The organism is Candidatus Binataceae bacterium, from assembly GCA_036495685.1.
GTDB lineage: Bacteria > Desulfobacterota > Binatia > Binatales > Binataceae > JAFAHS01.
The window spans coordinates 61,005-86,679 of record DASXMJ010000052.1 but is presented as its reverse complement, the minus strand read 5'-3'; the positions used below and the strand labels follow the sequence as shown (position 1 = coordinate 86,679).

Here is a 25,675-nt window from a genome sequence, read left to right as displayed (position 1 = left end):
CCCGCGGCTGCGCCAATCATTTCGGCGGCAGAAATCTCTTCCTTTTCCAGTTCCCGCGGCCACTCCGCGGCCATGGCAGCTACCGATTCGGGCGTCACTTCAATATGGAATTGCAGCGCGTATACGCTCTTGCCGTAGCGGAACGCTTGGCAGGGTGTCTTCTCAGATGAAGCCAGCGAGACCGCGCCCGTGGGCAACTCGAAGATATCGCCGTGCCAGTGGAACGGAGTGATGGTTGGAGCTACCCCGCGCCACAGCCGGTCCTCCAGGGCGGCGTCGGACAAGGTCACGGGATACCATCCAATTTCCTTTCCGGCCGGATTGCGTGTGACTTTGGCGCCGAGTGCAGCTGCCACTATTTGGGCACCCAGACAGACCCCGAGCACCGGCAGCTCCTCCGTGACGGCTTGCTCGATCAACACCATCTCGTCACGCAGGAATGGGTACCGATCGGCTTGATAGGCGGCCATTGGGCCGCCCATCACGATTAGACCACCCGCGCCTTTCATCTCCCTGGGAACCGGATGCCCTTCGTGGACGCGAATGTATTGCCACGCCAGGGCCGCGCCTTCGAGCGCCTCGGCAATCGTGCCGAGATTTTCGACGCGATGATGCTGGAGCACGTAGACTTTGGCCATCAATTCAGACCGTGTCGTTTTTTGGTGGCCGGATCAAGTTGGGAACCCAACCGCTATTCTGGTTCGGGTCTTCACTTGACACATCGCCGGCGACTCCCATCGAGAGCGGATTCGTGAGTGGAGAACCCCAGTTTCTCGGGTGATAGAGAACCCTCAGCAAGATGCCCCGCCGTCGTTTTCGTACCGCGCTTCTTCTCGCGCTCGGACACGTGCACTATGAACGCAGCGCCGTCACAGCAGCGTGCCGGTGCGGGTGCGGCCGAGATGCTTGTAGGCGCGGTCGGTTGCGGCACGGCCACGCGGAGTTCTCATCAGGAAGCCCTCCTGGAGGAGGAAAGGTTCGTGGACTTCCTCAATGGTATCGGGCTCTTCCCCGATAGCCGCGGCCAGTGTCTCCACTCCCACGGGACCGCCGCCGAATTTGTCGATCACCGCGCTCAGGATGGCGCGGTCCATCTTGTCGAAGCCAGCCGTATCGATCTCGAGCAACTCCAGAGCGCCGAGTGCGACTTCCCTTGTCACGGTCGGTGCTTCATTGACTTGTGCGAAGTCGCGCACGCGCCGCAGCAGCCGATTCGCAATGCGCGGAGTGCCGCGCGATCGCGCGGCCAGTTCTCGTGCGCCACCGTCGTCGATTGACACCTTCAGTAAAGCCGCTGACCGTCGGACCACCTCACTCAACTCTTCATGGGTATAAAAATCCAGATGATAGTGTTGTCCGAAGCGATCGCGAAGCGGAGAGCTCAACAGACCCGAGCGCGTGGTAGCGCCGACCAAGGTGAACGGATTCACCGCGAGCTTCATGGTACGGGCACCCATCCCCTCTCCCACCACGATATGGAACTCATAGTCTTCCATCGCCGAGTACAAACGCTCTTCGACCGGGCGCTGGAGGCGATGGATCTCGTCGATAAACAGAACGTCGCCTTCCTCAAGGTTGTTTACGATCGCGGCCAGATCGGCCGCGCGTTCCACGGCAGGACCTGAAGTAACATGGACGCTGACCCCAAGCTCACGCGCGATTATGTGCGCGAGCGAGGTCTTGCCGAGTCCCGGAGGTCCCGCGAACAGAACGTGATCGAGTACCTCGCCGCGCTGGCGCGCCGCTTCGATCGACATGCTGAGCACGCGCTTGGTACGCGCCTGTCCAACAAATTCGTCGAGCGACTGCGGGCGCAGCGCTTGATCGAAGCGCCGCTCTTCTTCGACCTCGGTCGGCGCCGAGAGTTTGGGGGCACCCTCCGAGCCTGCCCCTGGGTGTTTACTTTTCACCAAACAGCACCGCCAATGACCTTCGTACTATGACTTCCAGTTCCGGCGATCCGTCCTTCGCGGCTTCGAGCACCGAATCTACCGTCCGCTTGGCCTCTGCCGGCCTGACTCCGAGATTAACCAAGGCCGAGATGGCGTCGTCACCGGTGGTCGGTGTTGCACCTGCAGGCTTCGAGGTGCGTGGCTCGCCGTTGGCGTGGTCGACGACTGCGTCACTCAGCTGCAGACCATCGACCTTATCGCGCAATTCCCGCACCACACGTTCCGCCACCTTGGGTCCAACCCCTGGTACCGCGTCGATCTTCTCAACGTCCTCGCGCCGGATAGCGGCGACGAGTTCATCGGGTTCGAGCACCGAGAGAATGGCGAGCGCGAGTTTGGGCCCCACGTGCTGCACCGAAAGGAGCAAATCGAACGCGCGCTTTTCGGTCGGCGTGGAAAAACCGTACAGGGTAACGGCGTCTTCGCGAACAACTTGGCGAATCTCGAGAGCGACCGTGTCTCCGAGCCTGGGCAAACGGTAGAAAGTGCCCAGGGGAACGAAGATTTCGTAGCCGACCCCGGCGGTCGCAATCACAATTCGCGCGGGCGCCCGGACTTCAAGTGTTCCCTTAATAGTGGCAATCATGAGTGCCGCCGTGCCGTCCGCGGGCGCCGCTCCACCCCATCGCGCAGGCGCGCGGTCTTCGCTCGGCTAAGATGACACACCGCCAGCGCGAGCGCGTCGGTGGCATCGCTGGCCAGTTCGGTGGCGGAACCCAAACCCAGAGTCCGACGCACCATGTACGCGATTTGTTCTTTGTCGGCGTGTCCAAACGCTGCGACCGCCAGCTTTACGGTGTTGGGAGGATATTCGTACAGAGGAAGCTCCCGCTCGGCCGCAGCAAGCATGGCGATCGCCCGCGCCTCTCCGATCCGAAATGCGCTCTGCACGTTGCGCGCGACGAAGTTGCGCTCAAGGCTGAGCGCGTCCGGCGCGAACTCGTCAACGATGGCGAGCAGTCTTGCGTGAATGGTCCGCAGCCGTTCGGTCATCGGTTCGCCCGGACGGGAGCGAATGATTCCGGCTGCTACATAACGGAAATTGCCCGGTGCGCCTTCTACGATTCCGAATCCAGTAACCGCGCTCCCGGGGTCGACCCCGAGCACCCGCATCTTCCACCTCCGCCAACCCCGCCCACGCGACGGCTGAAATCACGCGGCGGAGATATGAGCCATCTCCTCGTCGCTGATATCAAAGTTGGCCGACACGCTCTGGACATCGTCGTGGTCTTCCAATTCTTCGATAAGTTTCAGCACCTGCTCAGCAGCATGGCCCGAAACCGGCACCGTGTTTTCCGGAACCAGCGCAGTTTCCGCGTGCGCGATGGCGATCCCGCTCTTCTCGATAGCATCACGCACCGACGAAAACTTGTCGGGTGTGGTCATCACCTGGAACGTATCGCTGTCACTCTGAACATCGTCGGCGCCCGCATCGAGCGCGACCTCCAGGAGCTGGTCTTCATCGGCAGCGCTCTTCTCGACCGTAATGACGCCGCGCTTCTTGAACATCCAGGCAACGCAGTTCGCCTCACCGAGGTTGCCGCCGTGACGCGAAAATATGAACCGCAGCTCGGCCACCGTGCGGTTGCGGTTGTCGGTGAGTACCTCAAGCATTATCGCGACGCCGCCCGATCCGTATCCTTCGTAGGTTACTTCGTCGAGTGATGCGCCCCCGAGTTCGCCGGTGCCTTTTTTTATCGCGCGGTCGATGTTGTCGTTGGGCATCGACTGCGCCTTGGCCGCCGCGACCGCGGTTCGTAGGCGCGGGTTGGCATTCACGTCGCCGCCTCCCAGCCGCGCGGAGATTGTGATTTCCTTGATGAGCTTGGTAAATACCTTGCCGCGCTTGGCGTCGCGCGCGGCTTTTTTGTGCTTGATCGACGACCATTTGGAATGACCTGACATGACCCTAACACCGGCGCCGCCTCGGACGGCCTTACTCGGCGCATTATCGCAAACATGCCCGCTGGGGGGAACACGCGCGGGCAATGTACCGCCGCGAGGGGAACGGTCCCCGTTTTGAAGTCGGCGCAGGTGGCGTCTGCTATCATGTGTTGCCCTTTCATGACCACAAAGAGAACAACGATTGCCTTGGTTCTGCTATCGGCGGTCGCCGCCAGCTGCTTCAATCCACCCGTCGCGCAGGAGCCACCTGAGAGTAAAACCAGCGTAGTGGTTCCCCTCCCGTTTGACCTGACCTGGACGGCGGTCACCGGGGTTATCAAGCTTAACGACTACCGGATTCAGGCGCAGGATCTGAATCATGGAATCCTCGAGGTGCTGGGGCATCGGTTTACCTTGCAGGATGCCGACTGCGGCAAGATCGAAAGCATTGTGGGGACTTACCCCGCCGAGCCCGAGTCGGACGCGACGGCCGTGTACAATTTTCGGATAACCCCGGTCTCGAACGAATCGACTCGGGTTGGAGTGCGGGCGAGCTACGATTCGCCGCTGCGGGTGCCGCTCCATCCGTACCAGGACGTGCAATGCATATCACGCGGGGCCGAGGAGTCGCATTTGCTTCAGCAGGTACTGGCACAAGCAAGCGTCACTCATCCGCCCACCTATCGGAAGCCGGGAGCACCCGCTCCAACACCCAGTGCCCCTCTGCTTGCGCCTGGGCGTCCGACCTTGCTCAAACCGGAGATGCTGCCGAAGAGCCTGAGTGAGTGACGGCGGAGTTCAGGAACCGACTTCGAACATCCGAAATTGTCCGGCTGGCGGTAAGAAGCCCAACTCCATCAAAAGAACTGAAGACCGGAGCCTTCCTCGGTTCGCCCGCACCGTGCTGCGCGGGACCCGGCCCGGCATCGCGCGGATGCAAAAGCGGGGTCGACCGGTCTGGGGTTATGCAAGCGAGCGGGAAACGCGACTCAAACTTTCCCAACGCGGAAGCACGGGAGGTTTGGGATGCGGGCCGGAACCGCGAATGCAGAACAACAATTCCGGGCTAGGGGCGGTCGGGAACCAGGTTGGACGATGGGATTATCTCGCGACCCTTTCCGGGCGGCCACCAGTAGACGTGAATCGACGCATCGCCGCCGATGTTGCGCTCCCCGACTTCGATACGGTGGAGGCCCGCGGTAAGCTCGCGCGCGCCATCGGCGTGCGTCCGATTTACCGGACCCGGATCGTTGATAACCGGGTTTCCATCGATCGAGAGCCATCCGGCGTCGTCTGCGTCGATGCTGAATCGATAAACGCCCGCGCGCGGAACCAGCAGACTTCCGCTCCAGATAACGACCGACGGAAACGGCAGCGCGCCCATCTGCGCGATATTGTCAAAGGAAAGTTCTCGATCGATGCGAACAACATGAGGCGCGGTGATACCCGCTTCGTTCCCAACGAAGTATCTGCCGAGCAGGCCCGAGTCTGATTGCAACCCCAGGGGATAACCAATCTCGGCACTGAACGGCAACACGAAGATCGTCGCAATTCCGATTGAGACTGCGACCGCGCCGAGACGGCGGGTCGCTTTCGACCGTGCAGTACCCGTCAATTCCAGCAACTCGGTGGCACCTATGATCCACAGGATGCCGAGCGGAACTAGTTGCAAGGGGCCGGGCCAGCGCAGCAGTTTTCCAGGATTAAAGGCTACCGAATCGTCTACAATCATGTCGCCGCCGAAGTAGGCGTCGCGATTGGTGGCGAAATCGCCGCGCATAAACTGTTGCAGAGCGAAATCGCGTACCGGATTGTCGTACTCATACGGAAAATGGGGATTGGTCGCCGTCGCCACCAACATGATAAACGCTGACAAGGCACCCAGTGCCGCCAGGAGCCAGTTGGACGCGGCCGGTAAAAACGCCAGGGTCAGGACCATGAACGGAATCGCAGCGACGATTTGCCGCGGTCCGGTCGCGGTCCCCCCGCCCCAGGAGACAATCGACGCGCCGTACGATGCGTTGAACAGGATCAGCGCAACGAAGGAAGCGACCGTGACGATCCATTCGGCACGGAGCTCGCGACGCTTGAAGAAATAGCCGGCGGCCGGCAGCACCAGGAGCAGCACCGGGTTGCAGAAGAAGAGCCCGCGTTGCGGATCGACGAGAACGTTCCAAAGAATGTTGATCTTCGGATACGTGAGGCCGACGAATCCGACTGCCTGCTCCGGAAACCGCTCATTTCCGGGCAATTTGAATGCCTGGTAGCTGAAGAAGAGCGGACTGCCGAAGGCGCCCCAGTTGTAGCCGAACATGATGAGCGCCGGTATTGCGGCGCCGATGGAGAAGGCGGCGATGGGACGGGCGTGGCGCAGCCGATAGAGCGCATAGAAGCCAATTGCCGCCGCAACCAGGAACACCGGATAGTCGTTGAGCACGGCAAGACCGGCGAGTAACCCCGCCCAGAACGATCGCGACGCCGATGAATCTTTCCCATTGGTTGCCAGCAGGTAGAAGCTGATGAATGCCAATGCACCAGCAAACGGTTCGCCGGTCATCTCTGTGGCATACGGAAAGACAATAGTCCCGAACGCCAAGAGCAACGCCACCGCTGCCCCTCGCCCCTCGGAGGCGCCGAAGAATCGCGCGAAACGGTACATCACCACGCAGAGACCCGAAATCAGCGCGCCGATGGTGAACACGATCGTCAGGTAGGTGACCAGGGCCCAGTACAGCGGCTCGTTGCGCCACATCAGGGGCAGGAACAGCGCCCGAATGAGAACCCACGGCAGCAGACAGATTAGCGATGTACCGGGAGCCTTTACGGAATAGATGTGGTTGCCGAAATTGATGATGTCGGCGGTGTTGTATCCGCAGAAGCCGTCGATCCATAAGCTGCCACGTTCCAGGATGGAGCGCATCAAATCGAACCTGGCGGCAGTGCTCTGGTCGGACCCCTGATAGAAATAGGCGTAGCTGAGAAACGGGACCGTGAAGAGGGCAGACTCGATGCGGCGCTGGTGCGCGGAGGCAGGTTTCATCGCCGGGCTCTGGCTTTTGGCTTCTCCCTGACCTTGAGTGGTGCGGTCTGGGCGACCGCCGGAGCAGGCTCTTCGCTCCCGAACAGGCGCCAGCCGTAGTAGGCCACCAACGCGAGCACCACGAACGTCGCCCAGAGCGTGACGGGGTGCCCGACTGGCTGGGGCTGCAACGCTTTGCGAATCGCCGTTAAATCATAGACCGGAGCCGCTCCCGGCGGTGGTGACGTGACCTTCTCGGCGTGAACGTTGCGGAAAAATGCCCGGCCGGTGTTCAGACTCCCGTATCCGCCGACCCGCAGCGCCACCTCAACATCCGCGCCGCTCGCACCGACTTGAAGATAGAAGCCAACTGTCTGCCATCCAGTCGTCCCGCGGATGTCCGGAGACATCGCACCATCTTCCATTATTGAGATGGTCGCGCCAGTCTCCTTGGTACCAACATTTTCGGTCCGCACTTCCGCGCTCAAGTGGTACCACCCGGGCGCAAGCGTCAGCGATTGCATCCACCGCGCGTCGTTGGGTTTGATCGCCTTAACCACGAGCTGGCCCGGGACTTCGTTTTGCCGATGAATCCAGGTGTACTCGAAAGCGGCGGGTTCGTTGACCCACGCCTCCGTGCGCCAATCGTCGGGCTGTTGCTCAGATCCCCTGCTGAGATCGCCGTTAAGTATGAGCTTGGCCTCTGTGGCGGCGCGCGCTGAAAGCGCCGTTGCGATCATCAGGATCACTGCAGCGCACGCCACCAAGGCATAGCGGGTCCCGCGCTCGTACCTCATCGTGTCAGATCCAGTCCCTGAGTCCCGGGCCCTGAAGCCACATGCGTGCGTAATACCCTTCACGATTGATCGGCATGCCGGTCCAGATCGGAAAGTAATAAATGAACAAGATAACTGCCGTCGCGCAGAAGACCGCGCATACGTACTGACCGGCATAAGGGCCTCGCAACAGGTAAAAGTACGCCGCCATCATCGCCATGAACAAAACCGCGCCCCACAACGGCCCAATCCCCAAAATCAACACCGGAGCGATGGTCAGGAGCAAGGCAAGATGCTCCCACGGCTCGGCCGCTCCGACCCAGCACTGCTGCAAAATCCAAGCGAGCGCGACGTAGGCCAGATAGATGGACGCCATGTAGTGGTAGAGAAACAGGGTGCGGCCGATCCAAATCCAGATGACGATGTAGCCAAGGTAGCCGATGACCAGAAACGCTCGTTCGAGCTGGGGTCGCTCGCAGGCGCGTACCGCGGTTATGGTTATGGCGGTGAGACCGCCCCACCAGAGGACCGGATTTCCGCCACCCCAGATGGTCGAGACCTTTCCGGTCTTGGGAAAATTCTGCCAGTAGGCGATGGGCCGTAGCATCAGCGGCCAACTCCACCAGGGCGAGGAATAGGGATGGGTCGCGGAGGCGACGCTGCCCTCGTACCAGACGATCTCCTTGTAATAGTTGAGCAGGTCTTCGATACCCGCCCACCAGCCCAGAGCGAAATGCGGTAGGAACACCCCAATGTAAGCAATGGATGCAACGGCGCCCACCAGCAGCACCGCGCCGATTGCTCGGCGATCGCGGCGCGACCGCGCAGGCTCGCGCATCAGCACCCAGACCATGAACCCGACTACCAGCAGGAAGGTGATCGCGGGGATGTACAACTTGCTCGCCACGCAAAGTCCCAGCGCCAAGCCGAGCCACGGTAAAACCCGCCGACGGTCGGCACTGTCAGGCGTTTGCACAAACTTGAAAAACAGCAGATAGGAAATCGCGGCAAACGTCAGATATGCGATGTCGATGACGCCGATGCGCGAATCCACCAGGAACATTCCGTCAAGCAAGACGATTGTCCCCGCGAACAGCGCAGTCAGGCGGGAATGTGTCATCCGTCGGCCGAGCAGATAGGTCACCCCGACAAGGATGGTGCCCAGCAGCGCATTGCCAACGCGCCAGCTCCATGAGTGGTCGCCGAACAGCCAAATGCCGGCGGTAATTACCAGTTTGTCGAGCGGAGGGTGGGGATCGAGGAAGTACTCTCCATGAAGGTAATGACGCGCTTGGTTCGCCACGAAATGAATTTCATCGAAGACAATTTCATTCGGGTGTCCGAGGTGCCAGAAACGGGTTAGCGCGCCGATAACCAGCAACGACAGGACCGCGACGCTATCGGTCGCGTTCCAAAGCAGCGGCGCCGGCTGTTTCTCCGGGAGCGGGTCCGCAGGCCGCTCCGGAAAGAGCGTCCTCGCGAACTCGGCCAAATTGAACTTGCTTTGCGAGGCCCCTTCCAGTCGCGCAACTCCATAGTAGACCGCCAGCCCCAACAGCACCACGTTAATCGCCGACGCCACCATCGCGAGAACGTCACGCGAGTCCAGGAACACGATGGTCTGGAGCACGTGCAAGATGTAGGCGAGGTTAAACAGACAGGTCAGACTGAGAATTCCGAACAGCGCCAGCATCTCGCTCGATTCGAGGGCGAGGGGAATCGCAAATACCAGAGCCGGATACAGATAGCGTTCGTGCATGCGGGGCGCGACCATAAAAAACCCAAAAATCGTGATGAAGGCCGCGTATATCAGAGTGGTGCGGGTTCGTTTGCGCCACAGAACCCCGGCGACGAACGCATAGAGCGGGACGAGCAAACTCATCCCGAGCCCAAAGTACGAAACGCCCAGCACAGTGCCGTTGTCGGGCTGACGCAAGCCACCGAGAAGCGCCATTAGATTGAACGCGTTGACCGAAGTCTCGTGATAGTAGGCCGCGGTCGACGTATACAGGTCGATGATCCAATTCCACGGATGGCCGAGCTGGAACGGCGCGATGCCGATTATGAACACGCCGATGGCGACCATCGCGCATCGCAACCAGCGGGTAACCTTGGTTTCCAGCATCGTCCACCATCCCAGCACCGGCACCAGCATCAGGCCTTGGGGCTTGATAAGTACCGAGATGGCGGCAAGTGCCCAGCAGAGGTCGTACTGTTGATCGAGCAGAGCGACCAGGCTCAGCAGCATCGTGAAGCTCAACACCGAGTCGCTCTGGCCCCACACGACGGTATCGAAAAGGAAGGCCGGGTTTAGAGCGACCATCATCGCACCGGCAAAGGCGACCACGGCTCCGCTGCTGCGCCTAACCCATGCAAACATGGCGAGTGCAAGGAAGAAGTCGGCAAGGATCGCAGGACTCTCGGCGATCACGCGCAGCGTCTCGCCGGATGCGTTGACTAATTTCGCAAGCACTCCAGCGACCCACAGTCCGTAGAGGTAGCCCGGCGGATAGTCGAGAAAGTAGCCGGTTTGATAAGTATGCGCGGGCCCTTGCGTCGCGATCTGGAGGGCCCATGCCTGGTAGCTGCCTACGTCCGCGCCGAAACCCGGAAAAAACGGCACCAGCGCGAGCTTGACCGCCGCCAGTGCCGCCAGCGTGATCAAGGCGGATTCGAGCCCCGATTCCTGGTCGCGCCAGTACGGCATTACTAGCCGCGCAAACGCCGTAGCCACCACGGCGAGCAGGATGGCGCCCGCCAGCAGTCCGAGCAGCATCCCGTTGGAAGCGGAAGAAGGCGGGCTTGCCGCGCCCATGGCAAGCAGCGCGGTGACGGCCACAAACACGATCTGATGCCGCGTCGGACTACCAAGGATCGACGCGCGCCCGCTCGACGAACGCCTCAAGGCTGGAACACCATGTCGACCGTCAAAAAGAACTTTCCCAGGCAAGAACTTGTCGACCCACGCGCGTCACCCACCGCCGTGCGGCGTCGGACCTGCGGTTGAAACCAACCTCGGGACCCAGGCAACTGGCACGCACCGACAATCCGGAGTTCCGCCCCACGCAAAAGACGCTCGGACGCGAGAGCCGTGATGCTGCGAATGCAGTTTGAAGATTCACTCCGCCAATACCATAGCCGAGTATGCGCGCGTGATGAACCCTTGAAGGACGTGGCTGGCGGCGCTGCGCAGGTGGAGACTATGATTGCTTGACCGCACCGATCGAGGGAGATGGCGCATGGAGCTGATTCACACCGTCTGGGAACCCGCCGTGGAAGGTCCCCATCCGACCATCATCGCGATGCACGGGTGGGGTGCGAACGCGCTCGACCTGGTCGGACTCGCGCCCTACGTGGCAGAAGGACGGTTCATGATCATATGTCCGCAAGGTCCGCTGGAAGTTCCGATTGGGCCGACCCGTGGCTACGGGTGGTTTCCGATTCGAATGGGCGGCCCACCGGACCTCGATGCGATCGAAACCGCGGTCAGTTCCGCGACCAAATTTGTCGACCTTGCCGTGGAGCGATATCCGGTCAATCGCCGCAAGCTGGTGGTGCTCGGCTTCAGCCAGGGCGGCGTCATGGCGTATCGGATGGCGTTTGCAAATCCGGCCCGTTATGCGGGATTGGTTGCTTTGTCGACGTGGTTCTCTCCGGAACTCAAGGACGCCATTAGCGATCGGGAAGGGTTGGAACACCTGCCGACTATGGTTCAACACGGGCGTGCCGACGACATGATCGAGATCGCGCGAGCTCGCAGTTCGGTCGAGATTCTTCGCGAGTTGCGTGTACCGCTCGTCTATCGCGAATACGACTGCGGGCACGAAATAACCGCCGACGGCCTTCAAGACCTGTCGGAGTTCCTCGATTCCAAGGTGTTGTCACCAATCGTGACGGCCAGAGCGTAGTGGCGGATGACCACGCACCCTGGCTGGCATACCGAAAACGACGCGTTCGCACATTTGATGGCGATCATTGCCGAGCTTCGGCATCGGTGCCCATGGGACCGCCAGCAGACGCTGCCCCAGGCAGCGCGTCACCTGCTGGAGGAAGCTTATGAGGTTGCTGATGCGATAACGGCGGGTGACCCCGGCGCGGTCGCAGAAGAGATCGGCGACCTCCTAGTCCAGTCGCTGTTCGCCGCGACCATCGCATCTGAATCGAACGGACCGAAGGTTCCCGAGCTGCTCGAGAGGGCAGCGAGAAAACTCGTGCGCAGGCATCCTCACGTATATGGGGATGCAAAAGCATCGACGCTCGAAGAGGTGGTAGAACTTTGGGACCAGGTGAAGGCCGCGGAAAAAGAAAAAGCGCCCAAAAGATCTTCACTGGCAAAAACAGGTCGCGCGTTACCGGCTTTGATGCGGGCCGAGAAATTGGGCGTCAAAGCGCGGCGGCGCGGGATGGACTGGAAGGATGCGCGCGAAGTTCTAAGCAAGGTCCGCGAGGAGTTGGATGAAGTAACGCGCGCGCTTGATGCAGGTGACCAAGGCGCGGCCGCTGACGAAGTCGGCGATTTGATGCTTGCGATCGCGAATCTGCCCCGCTTCCTGGGGCGTGATGCGGAACAGACGTTGCGCCGGAGCTGCGACAAGTTCGTGACGCGATTCGGCAAAGTCGAACGGCTGGCGGGCGAGCGCGGGTTGAAGCTCGCGCAGCTTTCGCCGCCCGAGTTGGAGCGTCTCTGGCAGGAAGCCAAGCAATCAGGCCGCAACGTTTGAGCCACACCCAACCGGCGGCTCTTGGTCTGAGCAAAGGAGGTTTTCCCGTGCGCGTTGGAGGATGTCAGTGCGGCGAGCTCCGCTATGAGATCGCCGCCGAACCGCTGGCTCTCTACGTCTGCCACTGCCGGGAATGTCAGAAGCAATCTGCGTCGGCGTTTGGCTTGTCGCTGCGGGTTCCGAGTAGCGGATTCCGCGTAACCCGGGGTTCGGCGCGGTTCTGGTCGCGCGCCACCGATGCGGGACACTCCATGAAGTGTGCCTTCTGTCCGACGTGTGGCTCGCGCCTATGGCATCAAATCGAGGGGGCCACGGTGGTTTCGGTGAAGGCCGGATCGCTCGATGAACCGGTCGACCTCGCAAAGGCGATCCATATATGGGTCTCGCGCAAAATACCCGGCGTCACGATTCCAGTTGGAGCGAGACAGTTTGTGCGGCAGGACTGAAGCTTGAGGTCGGGCAGGCGGTACGGTCCTCGCCTCGTCGCTCGATTGTTCCTGGTCCAGGTGTGAGGTTGTCCGAAGTTCACAACTGACCTGATTCGGTGCTGGGCGGTTTAGTTTGCTTTGAGGGGACCGCCTATGCGCAACAAATTTCCATTGGAATCGATAACATGGAACTCCTGAACTCTCCATGAGCGATCTTCGGGCGCCGAACGTTTGATGCCACGTGCGACAAATTCAGCATGCAGTGCGTCCGCATCCACGCAGCGAATGTAGCACCTTGAAGATTGCGCCAGCTTCCGGTCGTTACACTTCCAGAAGTGCAGCTGAATGCCGTCTCGATGAAGGATCAGGTACTGGTCTGGGTACAGGTTTCCCAACGCGAAGCCCAGCTTGTCATAAAAGGCAATGGTTTCTTCCCAATTCAAACAGGAAGTATGGGATGGGCGTCTGTAACACTACTCATTGCAATCTCCTCGGAGGGCGAGCGCCTGCTGCGTGGCTCGGCTACATGCGGCTTCGGTGTTTTTGACAGCAAAGGCGGGCGAATCCCTCCCGTCCTGTTACCCACCAGTGTCCTGGTTCGGACAGCATCCGGCCAGAGGCATATTGACCGGAATTTTGTGCACTGTTAGCGTGCCTAGGTCATGCCGCATATTCCCGTTCACCCGTCGGCGCAAAAGCGCCATCGCCAGAATCTCAAGCGCCAGGATCGCAATCGTGCGGTTAAGTCACACGTTCGAAACGTCGTAAAAATCGCTTCCGAAGCGATCGCGAGTGGCGACGCGGGGGCGCCCGAAAAGTTGCGCGAGGCAACACGCGCGTTGCAGAAGGCCGCGAGCGCCAAAACACTCCATCGCAACACGGCACGACGTCAAATCGCGCGCCTGAGTTCCCGTTTGCACAAAGCTCGCAGCAAGAGCGCGCAGTAGTTTCGTCGCTGGATGGGACACGCGCCCGCTCCGCTTTTGCTCCGGCGCTCTGCGTAAGCGGGCCGGAGAATCAGCCCATCAGATCCAGCAGCAGTCCTCCGAGCGCTTGTTGGCGTTCCTTGATGGTGCCGTTTTTGAAGGACTCATCCAGCTGTATCGCGCGGGTGTAACTCTTTTTCAGACGATCAAGGCCGAATCGGCGAGCGCCATCGATTGCGCGCGTTACCAGACCGCTCGTCGGCGATGCGCCAATCGCTGAGGCGATTTCCGCGGCTCCACGCCGGTGTGACAGCATGGTCGCCGCGATCATCATGCGGCGCAGGGCGGGAATTATTTCGACCGCCAGAAGCTCGATGGGATCGCGGCCGAAGGCCAGGGCCCGATCGACCTGTCCCAGCACGCGACTTGCCAATCCGCGTGCCACGCTGTCGGCAATCTCAAATAAGTCGGGAATTTTGCGTGCCCCGGGCTCGCTGAGTGCACTCTCTTCTATGGTTCTGCCGTCTTCGGCCAACAGTGCGCCTTTATCGAGCGCGTTGGCGATCGCTGCTAGGTCCCCAGCGTGGCGAGCGGCAAGAAAATCCGCGCTGCCCGCTCCCAGTTTCCGACCGCGCGCGCGTGCGAAAGCCAGCGCGTAGTCAGGAACCTGGTTGTCGAACGGGCGCAGGCAATTGACCAGTGCGCTGGACTTCTCGGCAGCCTTGCGGATGCGGCTCGGTACGTTGTCGCGCTCGTAAACCAGCATCAGGTGATTGGGAGCCACGCCGGCCTCGATGACCTCGGCCAGCGCGGCCTCGCCGCCCGGCGCCGCGCGCGACAGAACGCTATCATCATCGTCGGCCATGTCGGCACCGCCGCGGTCGCGGTGCGATTTCAGAACCCGGCAAACCAGGAGACGCTTGGCCGCGAAGAGATCTGGCTCGCCAAGTTCGTCGACCGCCGTGGCCAAATCCCCGCCAGCCCCAATCTGAATAGAACGGTACTTGTAATCCTTGGCCGCGAGGCGGGCCGCGGTGGTGCTGGCGACGAATTCGCGGAGAAATCCGTGCGGACCAAATACGACAATCGTGCCCGGCAGTGGGCGGCTGCCTTCGAGGCTGCGCAAGAATCCGAGTGCATTCTCAAGCGGCATCCGTTGCCACACATTCACTCGGTCCGGGGTCAAAATCCTTCAGTCATTGAAGCGTAGAGGTTTTGGGCGACGTTCTGCATTATGTTGTCTTGACCCAAGGCTCCCTGTGTCGACGCGACCTGGATGTCGGTCAGCTTGGCGACGTCAGAGCCGCGCAGGTTACCCTGCACGAAGGTCGGGAGCGTGGGAACCACCGCCTGTGCGACCACCGGCTCGTGCTGGAGGTTCCCCAATGAGCTGACACTCCAGATTACTCGGTTATTGCGCAAGTCCTTCAGCCGGGCGGCGACCGTCATCGACCGGCTGTAGATGGTCGGTTCGAGGACCGAGTTAAATGACGCGGGCACCGGCGTGATCGCCAGGATTTCACCGGTGAGCTCCAGGTCAGCCTCGGCGGGACTGTCCACCAGCCGCAAGCGTCGATGCATGGCTATCTCGTCGTCGAGGTAGCGCATGAAGACGTCGTTGAGGCCAGTCTGTCGGGTGCGGTTGGTGAACCGCGCGACGTAAATTGTTTCTGCGCCGCTCGGCAAGTTGGAGCCGGACGCCCCGAAGTGATAACCGCAACCGCCCAGCGCCATCACCAACGCCAGGAGTGCGAGCAAACCTACCTCACTCCGCCTTAGATACATCGGCGGTTTCACCCTTCTGTTTCAGATTCAGCCGCGCGGCTATTTCATCGAGCACGCCGTTGACGAAGCGTCCCGAATCGTGGTCGCCGTAGCACTTCGCCAGCTCGATCGCCTCGTCGATGGTCACCCGCGCAGGGATCCCATCCATGCGCAAAAGCTCGAAAAGCGCGAGCCGCAGGATGTTGTGATCGACCCGCGACAGCCGCGCTATCGACCAATGCTCCAGCGTCGCAGAGATCTGCTGGTCCAGTCCGGGGATCTCTGCCGCGACCCCGTCGACGAGCTGCATCGCAAATCGACGGGCCGACGGTTCGGCCGTGAAGCTGTCAAAGAAGGCGCACAGGTCTTCATTCGACGCACCCCCGCAAATGTCAATTCGGTAGAGCGCCTGCAGCGCGAGTTCCCGCCCTCGATGACGTATGCCCATAGCCCACTACTCAAACGCGAATCCGGAGCGCGTTTCCGTCGCGAAATTAGGTGATGAGTTTCAGCTCCGAGAACAGGTGACCCAGCTTTTCCTTCTTGGTTCGCAGGTAGCCGATATTATCCACGTGCGGGGCGACTTCAAGAGGAATGCGGGTTACTTCTACCCCGTAACGCCGCAAGCTTTCGATCTTGTGAGGGTTGTTGGTGAGCAGCCTGACCTCACCGACCCCGAGGTCGCGTAAAATCTGGGCGCCAATTCCATAGTCGCGCAAGTCGTCCTCGAAGCCCAGTTGCAGGTTCGCCTCGACTGTGTCCAGCCCGGTGTCCTGCAGCGCGTAGGCGCGAATTTTGTTACCGAGCCCGATGCCGCGACCTTCCTGATGTAGGTAAATGATCACGCCCGCGTCCGCCGCGAGAATCCGATTCACCGATTCCTCGAGCTGCTCCCCGCAGTCGCAGCGTTTCGATGCGAATACGTCCCCGGTCAGACATTCGGAGTGAAGCCGCACAAGAGCTGGACGTCCGCCGCCCACGCTTCCCTTGACCAGCGTGAGGTGCTCGCGGCCATCGACCACGTTGTGAAAAACAACTGCCTTGAACTCCCCTTTGAGAAGATGGAACGGCGCCTCCGAGACGCGCTGCACCAGCGTCTCGTGAGTCAGGCGAAATGCCACCAGATCCTTGATGAAGCAGAGCGGAAGGTCGTGTTGAGCCGCAAATTTGCGAAGCTCGGGAAGCCGGGCCGCTTCGCCGTCGTCGCGCAGAATCGTACAGAGGGCCGCGGCCGGGTCCAGTCCTGCGCTCCGCACCAGGTCGACGGCCCCCTCGGCGCGTCCCATTCGCATCATGACGCCACCGCTTAGAGACATCAGCGGCAGAATATGCCCGGGCATGACGATATCTTCCGGACCGCACTCGGGTGACGCGACCACCTGAATGACGCGCGCCCGGTCGCCGGCGGAAATTCCGGTGGTCGCGCCCTCGCGCGCATCGATAAGGGCGCCGGCCTGTTCCGGAAGGGAACTGCCATTGTCATTCGAATGGGCGAGGGGAATGCCGAGCTCCCGCATCCGCTTATCGGTAATTGCGACGGAAACGATGCCGCGGGCCTCGCGGGCCAGAAAGTTGACATGGTCCGGAGTGATCTTCTCAGCCGCCATCACCAGGTCGCCCTCCGCGTCCTCGTGTTCTTCGGCGACCATCACGACCATGCGGCCGTCACGAATGCGTGAAAAAACCTCTTCTAGCGATTGCGTCGCCATCCCTGGTGCCCGTGCTGGCGATATTACCATTGCCAATTTTACGTAACCAGCGCAGGTCAGTCAGTGCAGCCGCGTGACCGGACGCGCCTCGATGAGCGCGTCGCCATCGATACGCCGCACCGAAAGATTCGTAAGGCCGATCGCCTCACGCACCCGGCGTGTTTCGAGGCCCTGCACAGCGGGTAACCCTGCGCCCAGCACCTTGGGTGCGATGAAGAACGCAACTCTATCGATTATGCGGGCGCGCAGAGCGGAGCCGGCCAGGTGCGCGCCCCCCTCGAACAGGACTTTGCACCACCCGCGGCGTGCAAATTCCGCCATCATCGCCTTGAGATCGATTGCTCCATCTCGTTCACTGCAACCGAGGACCTCGACGCGGCCGCTTGCGTAACGCCGCCTCGCTCGCTGGACGTTCTTCCCGAGGGTGACCAGCAGGGCCGTCGCGTCGGATCGTTCGGTAAAGATCAAGGCAGTGGGCGGGGTGCGCAGGCGTGCGTCGATAACCACCCGGACCGGATCTCTGCCGCGCGCGATCCGGCATGTGAGCTGGGGATTGTCCTTGATGACGGTACCGGCACCGACTACGACGGCGTCGCATTCCCGGCGCCAGCGATGCACTATCACGCGCGATCTCGCGGAGCTGATCCATTGCGAATCCCCGCTGGTGGCGGCAATCCTGCCATCGAGCGAGGTTGCGAGCTTGAGAATTCCAAACGGACGTCGGCGCGTCACGCGTGTGATGAATCCTTCGTTGAGGGCGCGGCACTCATTTTCGAGAACTCCGGTTGCGACCGAGATTCCGGCCCTCCTTAAAATCGCAATGCCGCGCCCGCGCACGGGAGGGTAGGGATCGAGGCAGCCGACCACCGCCCGCGTGATGCCGCCCGCGACCAGTGCGCCGGCGCACGCCGGCGTCCGGCCGCGGTGGGCACACGGCTCGAATGTCACGTAAGCGGTGGCGCCGCGCGCGAGCCTGCCAGCTTTGGTTAAGGCGATGGTCTCGGCGTGCGGGCGGCCGCCCCGCCCGGTCGCGCCCTGCCCTACCACGCGGCCGCCCCGCACCAGGACACAGCCCACGCTCGGATTGGGCGTGGTCAGACCGGCGCGGGCACGCGCCAGGGCGAGCGCACGCCGCATGAAACGGCGATCCGATTCGGCACGCGCGCCGGCGCGCGCATCAGGAGGCGGGTTCACCCTTTTTGTCGCGCGGGCGAGTTTCGCCGGATGGAGTTTCCTTGCGAAGACGAATCAGGTCTTCGAGCTCGTGCATGAACTCGTCGATATCTTTAAACGAACGGTACACCGACGCGAAGCGAACGTACGCCACCTGGTCCACGGTGTGCAGTTCGTTCATGACCGCGGAGCCGATTTCAGAGCTCGGAATTTCCTTGGCTCCGCTCTCGGCGGCGTGATGTTCGATACGGTCGGCGATTTCTTCGATTGTCTCGATTGAGACGGGGCGTTTCTCACAAGCGCGCTTGAGACCGGCGATGATCTTGCCGCGATCGAACGGCTCGCGGCGACCATCTTTCTTGACGACCACCGGGACTGATTCCTCGACGCGTTCGTAGGTGGTGAAGCGGCGGTCGCATTTCGGGCACACACGGCGGCGACGTATAGTATCGCCCTCACCGGAGAGCCGCGAGTCGATGACCCGGGTGTCGCGATGTTTGCAGAACGGACAACGCATCACTAAACGCGCCCGACGCGCACGCGCCCGGGGAATCTCGCAGCAGGCGCTCCGAAGTGTGTTTCAGGAAACCGGAATGGCGGGCGAAGGTTCAGCTCTTGTGAGCCTCGATGTAGTTAACGACGTCTTTCACGGTGCGGATTTTTTCGGCGTCCTCGTCGGAGATTTCGACGTTGAATTCCTCCTCCAACGCCATCACCAGCTCGACAATATCGAGCGAGTCTGCCCCGAGATCCTCGATAAACGACGAATCCGGCTTGACCTCATCGGCTGCCACACCGAGCTGCTCGCTGATTTTCTCGCGAACCTTGGTTTCGATGTCTGAAGCCATCGTGCTCTAGTTCCTCCTAGACAGCGCCGCTAGCGGCCGCTCTCCAAACGCGATTTTCTGGCCCTGGCCGGATGCTTCGCTGCGGTCGCTTTCCGCATCGCCTCGGACAAGTAACAGGGCAGCATAAGGTCTTGAAAGATTCTAGGCAAGTTGCCCTCGTCGATGAAACCGGGCTGCTCACGCCGCGGCTGCGTCCTTCACCGACTGGAGCGAGGCCAGGTCTTCGAGCGGTCTGACCTTCACATTGCGATCGATTCGGCGCATGAAACCCATGAGGACCCGCCCCCCGAATTCAACCGCCTCAGTCACGCCTCGCGCGACCATTGTCCTCATCGAGTCTTCCCACTTAACCGGTGCGGTGATTTGCTCCGAGAGCAACGCCCTCACCTGCCCCGGGTCGACATTCACTTCGGCGGTGACATTGGAAATTACTCCAAATTTAAACGGCTGGACCTTCAATCCCGCGAGCACCGGCTCCATGCCCTTTCGTGCGGGCTCCATGAGCGGACAATGAAACGGGGCACTGACGTTCAATTCCTGTGAAGCACGCGCGCCGCGCTGTTTAGCGATTTCAACCGCGCGCCGAACCGGCGCGGCGTGACCGGCAATGACAATTTGCCCAGGCGCATTAAGATTCGACGGGACCGCGATTGCGCCGGGGCCGCTCACTTCACGACAGATTTCGGCGGCCGCCGACAGCTCAAGTCCGAGCAGCGCCGCCATCGCCCCCTGCCCTGGCGGACAGGCTTCCTGCATCAGCCGGCCGCGTTCTCGAACCGCCCGCAGCGCCTCGGCAAAATCGAGAGCCCCGGCGGCGACGAGCGCGCTGTACTCACCGAGGCTGTGACCCGCTGCCAGATCGGCGTGGTTCCCGACCTCCGCCAGGTAGACGCGCAGCGCGGCTATCGAAGTCGTGACGACGGCAGGCTGGGTATTGGCGGTCAGCCGAAGTCGCTCTTCGGGCCCTTCGAAGCACAGTTTTGCAAGATCGAACCCCAGCGCTTCATTGGCCTCGGCAAACGCCCTCTGCGCTGCGGGAAAATTTTTCGCGAGCTCGGCGCCCATTCCGACCTTTTGAGAACCCTGTCCCGGAAAAAGAAATGCCAGCTTCATGTATGCTCCCGCCTTAAGGCCGGCTTAGATCCCCCATGCAAGTCAGCAGCAAAGCAGCGTGGCTTAAATGCAGCTGCACCCGTTCAGCTCGCTTCGCTCGGGGGGCCCCCTCAGCTCTCGTCTCCCGAACCGCGAGGCAGCCGAAACGCGCCGTCTTCGCGCCAGCGCCGTGCGCAACTCCGAAAATTCCGTGGAGGTGGATCAGGACGGTTCATTTTTGACGGGTTTCGATTCGCCCTCGGCAGGATGCGTATCTGCATCCTGGGGCCGGGTTCCGTTGGGCGCCGTCTCGCCGTCGACGGCGGTTTTCCCCGGGATCGGGAGCGGCGGCGTGGGGTCTGCCCCCCAAGCGGGTTCGGCCGGCGCTCCCGCATGATTGGAGGCATTCGTCTCGACCGATGGTTCGGGCACCCTCAGAGCTTCGCTTTCCCGGGGGTGACGATGCAGCCGTTCGCGCATGCGGCTGAACAAAGCGCGAAACCCTTTGCCCGCGGGTTTGGCGGCCGCGGCGGGTTGTGAACGATTGAGGATTTCGACGATCTCGACGTTGACGTGATTGACGAGGGCTTCGTCAGCCGCGGCGCGAACCGCATTGCGGATCGCGCGTCCGTTGGACGAACCGTGTGCGATGATCGCGACACCGTTGACCCCGAGCAATGGCGCGCCCCCGGTCTCATGCGGGTCGAGCCGCTCGCGCATGGCGCCCATGCGCTTGCGAACCATGAAGTACGCGAGTCGTCCCGGCCAACTGCCGCCGAACAGTTCGCGCAGGTTGCCCAGCATGAAAGCGGCGAACCCCTCCATGGTCTTGAGCGCCACGTTCCCGGTGAAACCGTCGGTAACGATCACATCGACCTTCCCGCGGTTGATGTCACGGCCTTCGACGTAGCCGATGTAATTGACGTAGGAGCCCATCTGGCTCAGCGTCGCGGCGGCCGCGCGCGTAAGCTCCGTGCCCTTGGAGGACTCCTCGCCATTAGACAGAATTCCGACCCGCGGTCGCGAGACGTTACGCACGCGTCGCCAATAAACGCTGCCCATCACGGCGAACTGAACGAGGTTAATCGGTTTGACCTCGGTGTTGGCACCCGCATCGATGAGCAGGGCGTAGCCCTGCGCTGTGGGTACCGGAGACGCGATCGCCGGCCGGTCGATAGGCCCGAGGTTGCCCAAGATCACCATCGCCGCCGCCATCATTGCGCCGGAGTTGCCGGCGCTGACGAAAGCCTCAGCACCCTGGTTTTTAATCAGGTCGAATCCGGCGTGCAGGGAAGATTGCGGTTTGTTGATGATCGATTCAAGCGGCGAATCGTCCATCAGGACAACTTCGGGCGCATGCTCGATGTGGATCTTGAGTCCCTCGACATTGTGCTCCGCGAGTTCCCGCGCGACGATTTCACGATCGCCGACCAGGATGACCTCGATCCCGAAATCGCGAGCGGCAAGAACGCCGCCTTCCACCACAGCCTTTGGGGCGAGGTCACCCCCCATCGCGTCAAGCGCGACTCTCACAACTTACTCCCGGCGGGGAGGCTATTCCTCGACCGGCGCGAGTTCCCGCCCGCGATAGGAGCCGCAATGACGACACACCCGATGGGGCATTACCGGTTCACCGCAGTTCGAGCAGGCGCCGGGGTTTACCGGTCGCAGGGCATCGTGTGCGCGGCGCTTGTTTTTCTTGGAGTGAGAGGTACGGCGTTTCGGTGCTTGCATGAGGGTTACTTCCTGGACTTGGAATTGAACGTCAGTTGCGACCGATCTTGAGCGAACGCAACACAGCAAAGCGGGGATCGGGTTGGGCGCTGCGGCACTGGCACTCTCCCCGGTTGAGATTAATTCCACAGTGCGGACAAAGGCCACGGCAGCCATCCTGGCACAGCGGGCGCGTCGGCAGCGCGAGTAGGAGTTGTTCGCGTACCAGAGGACCAAGATCGATCTCAACGCCGTCGTAAAGCGAGAATTCCAAATCGTCAGCGCGCAGGCCCGGATCGCCGTCCATGCCGATCGACTTGGGTGCCATTACCAGCCGAAACGCGCGCTCGTTGGACGCCTTGAAGTCCTCGGCGCAGCGAGCGCAGGTTGCGACGGTTTGAGCTTTCAGCGAGCCGGCAAAGAACAAGTCGGTACCGGCGCGGTAGTAGGAGACCGTCACCCCGATAGGGGCATTGACGTGATACTCGCGGACCGGTCCCTGCGCGAGAATTCGATTAACTTCCATTTCCGGCTCGACGAAGGTTAACTCCTTCGCCTCGGCGGTTATGTCTTCCAGGCGAAGTTTCACGGAATGGCCTTGAATACTGAGGTGTTCGGATCAGAGATTATTGCATTTCGGAAGAACTCTTCAAATACGCTTGCCGTGGCGTTGGACTGCGCCACGGGGGCGTGACGGAAAGAGTCCAACTTTCGGGCATTCTTTGGCGATTGGACACTGTTCACATCGCGGCCCGCGCGCGTAGCAGATCTGCCGACCATGCAGAATCAGGCGCATTGAAAATGGGGTCCATTGGTCGGGAGGCAGCAGTTCGCCCACTTGCGCTTCGATCTCGTCGGGGTCTGGGGAAGAGGTAAGCCCCAGGCGATGACTGACGCGCCGCACGTGAGTGTCTACGACGAAGCCGGGCTTGCCGAACACGTGACCGAGGAGCACGTTGGCAGTTTTGCGCCCGACCCCGGGAAGGGTCACCAGTTTCTCCATCGTGTCGGGGACCTTGCCCCCGTAGCGTTCAACGATCGCCTTGGCGGCGCCCATCAACGATTTCGTCTTCTGCCTAAAGAAGCCGGTCGTGACGATCAGTTTCTGCACGTGCTCGGGTTGGGCAGCCGCCATCGCCGCAGGATCGGGGAGTTCGCTGAAGAGGACCGGCGTGACCCGATTGACCCGCGCATCGGTGCATTGCGCGGAAAGAATCGTCGCCACCAGGCACTGCCAGGGCGTCTCGAAGTCAAGGCTGATGCGCGCCTTTGGATAAACGGCGGCCAGGATTTTTCCCATCCGGCGGGCGCGCGCTCGAAGTTGCTCTTTGGTTTCGGCCATTAGCGGGATAGCCGGCGCTGCCGGAGATCCTCCTTGAACTCAGCAAGTTCGCGCCCCCAGCGTTGTTGATCCCACCTAAGCTCGCCAGCCATCAACCTCGCCACCGCCGGAGCCGCCGCTTCGGCTTCCATGGGCCATCGCCAGACCGCGCCGATTCGGCGAACCATAAAATCGGACAACGTCAGGGCCATCTCGTTTCGCACCGCGTGAATAACCTCCGCGCCGACCACCGGGCATCCACTGGTGATAGGCGCGGCAAGGGCACGGTCGGCGGCCGCGAGACGAGCAGGCAGCACCGCACGGGCTCCGTATCGAGCAGCAAGGGTCTCGCGGGTTGTTCGCGGTAAGGCGTCCAGGGCTTCGGAATCAGCGCCTTGGACAGCACCGAAACGAGCGCCGGGCAACGGTGTGACATCCGTAGCACAACCCCTGGTTGGTCGATTGAGCTCCCTGGTCAGGCGAGTAACCAGCTTCTCGGCGATCTCGCGATGCGTGGTCAGCTTGCCACCCGCGACGGTGAGCAATCCCGACGCGCTCTCGAGGATCACTTGTTCGCGGGAGACATCGGAGGGAGAGCGGGAACCTTCGCCATCCAGCACCAGCGCGCGAAGGCCGGCGAAGCTCGAGGCAACATCCTCCCGGGTCAACTTCATGCCGGGCAGGCTTTCGCCCAGAACGGCGAGCAAATACTGGAGGTCGGCCTCGTCGGCCGCGACCGCTCCGGCATCCGCATGGTAATCGGTGTCGGTGGTGCCCACGACGACATAGCGCTCGTGGGGCATCACAAAGACAATACGCGCGGCTGCGTCGGAGAGGACCATCCAGTCCGAAACCGGCAGTGCGGTGCGCGGCAGCACCACATGCACGCCTTTGGTCAAGCGAACGCATGGCCGCACCGCGGGATCGTCCAAGCGCCTGAGCTCGTCAACCCACGGTCCGGCAGCGTTAACAAACACGCGCGCGCGCAGTTCAAAGGTCCGGCCAGCCAGCCGATCGCGCAGCGCCGCGGCGCGCATGCGCCCACTCGACTTGGTGAAACCCTCGGCCGCCGTACAATTGGCGACAGCCGCCCCATGCAGTGCAGCATCCAAGGCGTTCTCGAGGGTGAGGCGCGCATCGTCGCCCCAGGCGTCGTAATAGGTCGCGCCGCCGAGCAGACCGTGGCGCGCGAGGGCAGGCTCCATCTCGCGGACGCGGGCCGCGCTAAGGGTTTCACGGCGCTCGGCGCGGGGGACTCGCGCAAACAGATCATAGAGCCACAACCCGGCGGCCATCGTAAAGCGGCCGTAGCCTCTTCCTTTATAAAAGGGGAACAGAAATCGTACGGGATGAACCAGGTGGGGTGCGGTGCGGCGGCGCAGCAGTTCGCGTTCGCGCAGCGCCGAATAAACCAGCCGAAGCTGCCCCTGTGGCAAGTAACGAAAGCCACCGTGGATTAGTTTGGACGATCGAGAGGAAGTGCCCCCGGCAAAGTCGCCGCGCTCCACCAGCGCGACCCGCAAGCCGCGCATCGCTGCGTCGCGTGCGATTGCTGCGCCGTTTATACCACCACCAATCACCCCGAGGTCGAACTCCTCGCGCTCCAAGCGCACGAGGCTTCGTTCGCGATCAAACGGTTGCTCGGTGTCCAATGGCCCCTACTCCGCGCGTGGGGCTAATCGTCGGATTCTTCCTGAAACGAGTAACGTTCCTCGCGCCAGGGGTCTGCATGATTGTGATAGCCGCGCACTTCCCAAAATCCACGCCGGTCTTGATCGCTAAACTCGAGCGCTCTGACCCACTTGGCGCTTTTCCACGCATAGAGTTTGGGTAGCACGAGCCGCAGCGGCCAGCCATGGTCCGGCTCCAGATCGCGGCCATCGTGCCGATGCGCAAGTATCACATCATCGTCGAGGAACTCATCCAGCGGCAGATTGGTCGTGTATCCGCCATCACAATGCACAATGACGAATCGAACTTGGGGGGCGAGAGTTACCAGCCTCATCAGGTCGCGCACCTTAACGCCTTCCCAGGCATTGTCGAAACGCGACCAGGTCGTTACGCAGTGAAAATCACTCACCTGGTGAGATTGCGGCAGCGCGTGGAACTCCTCGTAGTTGAATCGAAGTTGCGGTTCTACCAGTCCGACCACGCGAAAATCCCATTTCGCGTGATCGAAACGCGGTGTCGGACCATAGCTTAAGACTGGAAACTTGTCGGTCAAGGTCTGACCGGGAGGGAGACGATCAACTGGTTTCACACCGCTCATCATTTACCCAATAAACCCTATCTAAATAGCGAAGCAAAACCGGCGACGAAAGATGGTCTGGCAGAGCCAGGTCTTGGTGC

27 protein-coding genes are annotated in these 25,675 nt (G+C 61.5%); 5 read left to right on the top strand and 22 right to left on the bottom strand.

Annotated features, from left to right (window positions below; translation table 11 throughout):
• The 5 genes from VGI36_06400 to VGI36_06380 form a co-directional block, all read right to left on the bottom strand.
• The coding region (locus tag VGI36_06400; protein HEY2484759.1) for a type 1 glutamine amidotransferase at positions 1 to 638 on the bottom strand (638 nt) is incomplete at its 3' end.
• Between the two features lie 231 nt (positions 639 to 869).
• A complete protein-coding gene (gene ruvB, locus VGI36_06395) occupies positions 870 to 1,910 on the bottom strand; it encodes a Holliday junction branch migration DNA helicase RuvB (GenBank protein ID HEY2484758.1) in 1,041 nt (346 codons plus the stop codon).
• Positions 1,900 to 2,538: a Holliday junction branch migration protein RuvA gene (gene ruvA / locus VGI36_06390; GenBank protein ID HEY2484757.1), complete on the bottom strand. Its 639-nt coding sequence runs from the start codon at positions 2,536 to 2,538 to the stop codon at positions 1,900 to 1,902. The genes ruvB and ruvA overlap by 11 nt, the downstream gene beginning before the upstream one ends.
• Complete coding sequence (ruvC, locus tag VGI36_06385) at positions 2,535 to 3,065, bottom strand: crossover junction endodeoxyribonuclease RuvC (protein HEY2484756.1); 531 nt, start codon at positions 3,063 to 3,065, stop codon at positions 2,535 to 2,537. Before ruvC ends, ruvA begins: the two co-directional genes overlap by 4 nt.
• Positions 3,066 to 3,104: 39 nt before the next feature.
• A complete protein-coding gene (locus VGI36_06380; protein ID HEY2484755.1) occupies positions 3,105 to 3,857 on the bottom strand; it encodes a YebC/PmpR family DNA-binding transcriptional regulator in 753 nt (250 codons plus the stop codon).
• A 159-nt stretch (positions 3,858 to 4,016) separates the two neighbouring features.
• Between VGI36_06380 and VGI36_06375 the strand changes: the two genes are divergently transcribed.
• On the top strand, positions 4,017 to 4,625 hold the full coding sequence (locus VGI36_06375) for a hypothetical protein (protein HEY2484754.1): 609 nt from the start codon (positions 4,017 to 4,019) through the stop codon (positions 4,623 to 4,625).
• Positions 4,626 to 4,902: 277 nt separating this feature from the next.
• Here VGI36_06375 and VGI36_06370 read toward each other — a convergent pair whose 3' ends face one another.
• The 3 genes from VGI36_06370 to VGI36_06360 are packed head-to-tail and all read right to left on the bottom strand — an operon-like array spanning position 4,903 to position 10,536.
• On the bottom strand, positions 4,903 to 6,876 hold the full coding sequence (locus tag VGI36_06370) for a PA14 domain-containing protein (GenBank protein HEY2484753.1): 1,974 nt from the start codon (positions 6,874 to 6,876) through the stop codon (positions 4,903 to 4,905).
• On the bottom strand, positions 6,873 to 7,652 hold the full coding sequence (locus VGI36_06365; GenBank protein HEY2484752.1) for a hypothetical protein: 780 nt from the start codon (positions 7,650 to 7,652) through the stop codon (positions 6,873 to 6,875). Before VGI36_06365 ends, VGI36_06370 begins: the two co-directional genes overlap by 4 nt.
• Positions 7,653 to 7,656: 4 nt before the next feature.
• Positions 7,657 to 10,536, bottom strand: coding sequence for a phospholipid carrier-dependent glycosyltransferase (locus tag VGI36_06360; GenBank protein HEY2484751.1), 2,880 nt, complete (start codon positions 10,534 to 10,536; stop codon positions 7,657 to 7,659).
• A 334-nt stretch (positions 10,537 to 10,870) separates the two neighbouring features.
• Here VGI36_06360 and VGI36_06355 point away from each other — a divergent pair, with 334 nt between their 5' ends.
• The 4 genes from VGI36_06355 to rpsT all read left to right on the top strand — a co-directional run bounded on the left by VGI36_06355 (position 10,871) and on the right by rpsT (position 13,727).
• Positions 10,871 to 11,539, top strand: coding sequence for an alpha/beta hydrolase (locus tag VGI36_06355; GenBank protein HEY2484750.1), 669 nt, complete (start codon positions 10,871 to 10,873; stop codon positions 11,537 to 11,539).
• Positions 11,540 to 11,545: 6 nt separating this feature from the next.
• Positions 11,546 to 12,352: a nucleoside triphosphate pyrophosphohydrolase gene (gene mazG / locus VGI36_06350; GenBank protein ID HEY2484749.1), complete on the top strand. Its 807-nt coding sequence runs from the start codon at positions 11,546 to 11,548 to the stop codon at positions 12,350 to 12,352.
• A gap of 47 nt (positions 12,353 to 12,399) precedes the next feature.
• A complete protein-coding gene (locus tag VGI36_06345) occupies positions 12,400 to 12,798 on the top strand; it encodes a GFA family protein (protein ID HEY2484748.1) in 399 nt (132 codons plus the stop codon).
• A gap of 644 nt (positions 12,799 to 13,442) precedes the next feature.
• Entirely contained in the window at positions 13,443 to 13,727 is a 285-nt protein-coding gene (gene rpsT / locus VGI36_06340; protein HEY2484747.1) for a 30S ribosomal protein S20, read from the top strand.
• Between the two features lie 70 nt (positions 13,728 to 13,797).
• Here the strand turns inward: rpsT and VGI36_06335 are convergent, their stop codons facing one another.
• The 14 genes from VGI36_06335 to VGI36_06270 all read right to left on the bottom strand — a co-directional run bounded on the left by VGI36_06335 (position 13,798) and on the right by VGI36_06270 (position 25,586).
• On the bottom strand, positions 13,798 to 14,859 hold the full coding sequence (locus VGI36_06335) for a hypothetical protein (GenBank protein ID HEY2484746.1): 1,062 nt from the start codon (positions 14,857 to 14,859) through the stop codon (positions 13,798 to 13,800).
• 29 nt (positions 14,860 to 14,888) lie between these two features.
• Entirely contained in the window at positions 14,889 to 15,491 is a 603-nt protein-coding gene (gene lptE, locus VGI36_06330) for an LPS assembly lipoprotein LptE (protein ID HEY2484745.1), read from the bottom strand.
• The gene (gene nusB, locus VGI36_06325; GenBank protein HEY2484744.1) at positions 15,472 to 15,918 is read right to left on the bottom strand and encodes a transcription antitermination factor NusB; all 447 of its coding nucleotides are present in this window, start codon (positions 15,916 to 15,918) and stop codon (positions 15,472 to 15,474) included. Before nusB ends, lptE begins: the two co-directional genes overlap by 20 nt.
• Positions 15,919 to 15,964: 46 nt before the next feature.
• On the bottom strand, positions 15,965 to 17,179 hold the full coding sequence (gene ribA, locus VGI36_06320; protein ID HEY2484743.1) for a GTP cyclohydrolase II: 1,215 nt from the start codon (positions 17,177 to 17,179) through the stop codon (positions 15,965 to 15,967).
• A gap of 60 nt (positions 17,180 to 17,239) precedes the next feature.
• Positions 17,240 to 18,373: a bifunctional diaminohydroxyphosphoribosylaminopyrimidine deaminase/5-amino-6-(5-phosphoribosylamino)uracil reductase RibD gene (gene ribD, locus VGI36_06315; protein ID HEY2484742.1), complete on the bottom strand. Its 1,134-nt coding sequence runs from the start codon at positions 18,371 to 18,373 to the stop codon at positions 17,240 to 17,242.
• Complete coding sequence (gene nrdR, locus VGI36_06310; GenBank protein ID HEY2484741.1) at positions 18,357 to 18,869, bottom strand: transcriptional regulator NrdR; 513 nt, start codon at positions 18,867 to 18,869, stop codon at positions 18,357 to 18,359. Before nrdR ends, ribD begins: the two co-directional genes overlap by 17 nt.
• Before the next feature lie 91 nt (positions 18,870 to 18,960).
• The gene (gene acpP / locus VGI36_06305; GenBank protein ID HEY2484740.1) at positions 18,961 to 19,200 is read right to left on the bottom strand and encodes an acyl carrier protein; all 240 of its coding nucleotides are present in this window, start codon (positions 19,198 to 19,200) and stop codon (positions 18,961 to 18,963) included.
• A gap of 177 nt (positions 19,201 to 19,377) precedes the next feature.
• Complete coding sequence (gene fabD / locus VGI36_06300) at positions 19,378 to 20,313, bottom strand: ACP S-malonyltransferase (GenBank protein HEY2484739.1); 936 nt, start codon at positions 20,311 to 20,313, stop codon at positions 19,378 to 19,380.
• Positions 20,314 to 20,514: 201 nt separating this feature from the next.
• The gene (gene plsX, locus VGI36_06295) at positions 20,515 to 21,825 is read right to left on the bottom strand and encodes a phosphate acyltransferase PlsX (GenBank protein ID HEY2484738.1); all 1,311 of its coding nucleotides are present in this window, start codon (positions 21,823 to 21,825) and stop codon (positions 20,515 to 20,517) included.
• Positions 21,826 to 21,846: 21 nt separating this feature from the next.
• Complete coding sequence (gene rpmF / locus VGI36_06290) at positions 21,847 to 22,026, bottom strand: 50S ribosomal protein L32 (protein HEY2484737.1); 180 nt, start codon at positions 22,024 to 22,026, stop codon at positions 21,847 to 21,849.
• 31 nt (positions 22,027 to 22,057) lie between these two features.
• Positions 22,058 to 22,594, bottom strand: coding sequence for a DUF177 domain-containing protein (locus VGI36_06285; protein HEY2484736.1), 537 nt, complete (start codon positions 22,592 to 22,594; stop codon positions 22,058 to 22,060).
• Positions 22,595 to 22,654: 60 nt separating this feature from the next.
• Positions 22,655 to 23,347 carry an endonuclease III gene (nth, locus tag VGI36_06280; protein HEY2484735.1) on the bottom strand — a complete coding sequence of 231 codons (693 nt, stop codon included), beginning with the start codon at positions 23,345 to 23,347 and terminating at the stop codon, positions 22,655 to 22,657.
• The gene (locus tag VGI36_06275) at positions 23,347 to 24,978 is read right to left on the bottom strand and encodes a glycerol-3-phosphate dehydrogenase/oxidase (protein ID HEY2484734.1); all 1,632 of its coding nucleotides are present in this window, start codon (positions 24,976 to 24,978) and stop codon (positions 23,347 to 23,349) included. Before VGI36_06275 ends, nth begins: the two co-directional genes overlap by 1 nt.
• Before the next feature lie 23 nt (positions 24,979 to 25,001).
• A complete protein-coding gene (locus tag VGI36_06270) occupies positions 25,002 to 25,586 on the bottom strand; it encodes a sulfite oxidase-like oxidoreductase (GenBank protein ID HEY2484733.1) in 585 nt (194 codons plus the stop codon).
• Between the last annotated feature and the right edge of the window lie 89 nt (positions 25,587 to 25,675).